This is a genomic window from Streptomyces sp. NPDC059851, from assembly GCF_042732005.1.
Lineage (GTDB): Bacteria > Actinomycetota > Actinomycetes > Streptomycetales > Streptomycetaceae > Streptomyces.
The window spans coordinates 1-2107 of record NZ_JBHWJJ010000290.1; the positions used below are offsets into that span (position 1 = coordinate 1).

2 protein-coding genes are annotated in these 2107 nt (G+C 63.8%); one reads left to right on the forward strand and one right to left on the reverse strand.

Going from position 1 to position 2107, the window contains the following annotated elements; genetic code table 11:
* Positions 1 to 904: 904 nt before the first annotated feature.
* Positions 905 to 1714 (reverse strand): hypothetical protein, encoded by an 810-nt coding sequence (locus ACFV7Q_RS38785; protein ID WP_385435660.1) that lies wholly within the window; start codon positions 1712 to 1714, stop codon positions 905 to 907.
* Positions 1715 to 1862: 148 nt separating this feature from the next.
* Here ACFV7Q_RS38785 and ACFV7Q_RS38790 point away from each other — a divergent pair, with 148 nt between their 5' ends.
* Positions 1863 to 2015, forward strand: a complete 153-nt coding sequence (locus tag ACFV7Q_RS38790) for a hypothetical protein (RefSeq protein ID WP_385435661.1) — start codon at positions 1863 to 1865, stop codon at positions 2013 to 2015.
* The last annotated feature ends 92 nt before the right edge of the window (positions 2016 to 2107 follow it).

The following is a 2107-nucleotide window of genomic DNA, read 5'->3' on the forward strand; positions in this document are numbered from 1 at the left end:
TCAAGCCGGGCCCACTCGCCGTTCGTCAGATCTCCACGTCCCACGAGACGTGATCATGAACGAACAAGATCCATTTTCGCAACAGACCCTAGTCGTCATCACTTTCGGCCATGTGCTCCATAATCCGCTCCAGCGTCGCCGCGGAGAGGGTCGGAGCTCGTTGCAGCCAGCGATCAAGCCACTCCGTGTCCGTCATCATGCCTGGTCAGCCACCTTCCACATATACGGACTTTCATCAAACTCCGCACATGCTGCCTTCGGAGGAGTGAAGCAGTCAGGCATCGGCCGAGAGACCCACAAGATGATGCTGGACCATTACCAGTCGACCAAGAACCTGCTGGTCAGCTACGCACCGAAGAAGCTCGGCTTCTTCTAGACTAGGAGCACGAAACGGCACCCTGGAATCCCTGAACCTGGGACAACTCTGGCCAGGACTGCGACGACGACCAGGAGCGGCACGGGGCCGGGGATGAGGGCCAAGGCAGCAGTGGTCGCACCGCTGAGGGCGATAAGGACGCCAGAGCAGATTGCGACTGACAGGCCCGCATACAGGATGCGGCCCAGCGTCTGGCCAGCGCCGCCGAGTCCGAGAGCCCAGGCCGCCATTGACGTCCCGCACCGCGTTCGGTGAGGAGCGCTACCTCGCCGCCCTGAGCGATAGCAGTGCCAATGTCAACATGGCCAGGTCAACGCCTGACTGACTGGCCCCACCCCCGAGTGGGGGGGGCAGGCCAGGGTTCACGTTTCCACCGACGTCCAGCCCCGCCTCTTCCACGCGGCCTCCGCCTCACCGCCGAGGTCGCTCCGGAGCCGGCCTGATGGCCGTGTGCGCCGCTGGCCGCCAGCGGCGCACACGTCGAGCACTCCCCCGGACGAAGGCACTGCCTGCGCAGCGCGAACTACTTCAAGCCCCGGGCCGCTTGTGCCGTGAGAGCAGCTCGCCGAAGAACGAGTGCAACATGGTGGAAGCATCTGTACGAGCAAGCTCGTGGCCGCCGAAGCGGTAGATGTCGTAGCCCATGAGACGGAGCCGCCGGTCCTCGGCGGCCATCTCCGAATAGAGCTTGGGCGACGCCTTCCCGGTTGCGTCGGCGTAGTGCTGGACGCCGTCGACCTCGATGACGATACGCGACCGGTCCGGGGTGAGGAGGAGGAAATCCATGCGCTGCCGTGCGAGGGCCGATGTGTGGCCTGGTGTCATGCGGGTGTAGGGGTCGTAGTGGAGGTAGACCTGCGGTATGGGGGCGGGGAGTTCATTGCCTTCCGCTGCGCCGTAGCGTGCACAGTAGGTACGGAACAGAAGCCGCTCGGGATCCGAGTCCAGTGACGCGGCGAGCCTCGCGTACAGTGCGTGCGCGGTGCGGCGGTCGTGCGGGTCCGCCTGCTGCCGATCGGCCCACCATGCAATCATCTCACCCCATGTCATGCCATACGGCGACAACGGATCTGTGAACACCAGGCAGTTATCAGCGTTCGAGACGATCTCCACATCGTTGTTGACCGCATCTCGCAAGACGATCTTGGGTTTGGGGCCGTCCGCCGCGAAGATGAGGTTCTTGAACCGGCCGGTGGGCCCTTTCTTGAACTGGGCTTCGTACTCAGCCTCCACATCACCTCGCAGTGGTGCCACGGCCTGGCTGAGCCGCACGACCTGCCGCCGACGGACTGGATCAACGGGTACCCCGATGCCGTCGACACCTGGGTCTTCGGTCATCTCCGTGGCTTGCTGCCCGAGCCGACTTCGAGCCTCTCCAGCTCAGAGTGACGGCGCAGACCGGTGGTCACTCGTCTTCACCCTCGGTCAGGTGCTCCACGAGTCTCTCCAGGGTCTCCCCTGAAAGAGCTGGAGACCGTTGCAACCAGTGATCAAGCCACTCCGCGTCCGTCATCATGCCTGGTCAACCGCCTTCCGCTTCTACGGAATTTCATCAAACTCCGCACACGCGGCGTTCGGCGGCTACAAGCAGTCGGGCATCGGCCGCGAGACCCACAAGATGATGCTGGAGCACTACTAGTGCTTGGTCAGGTTGGTTCGCGTGTGGGTATGTCGCGGTGACAGGTGGGGCAGGCGCCGGCCCAGGTGGCCAGGAGGATCTGAAGTGTGCGG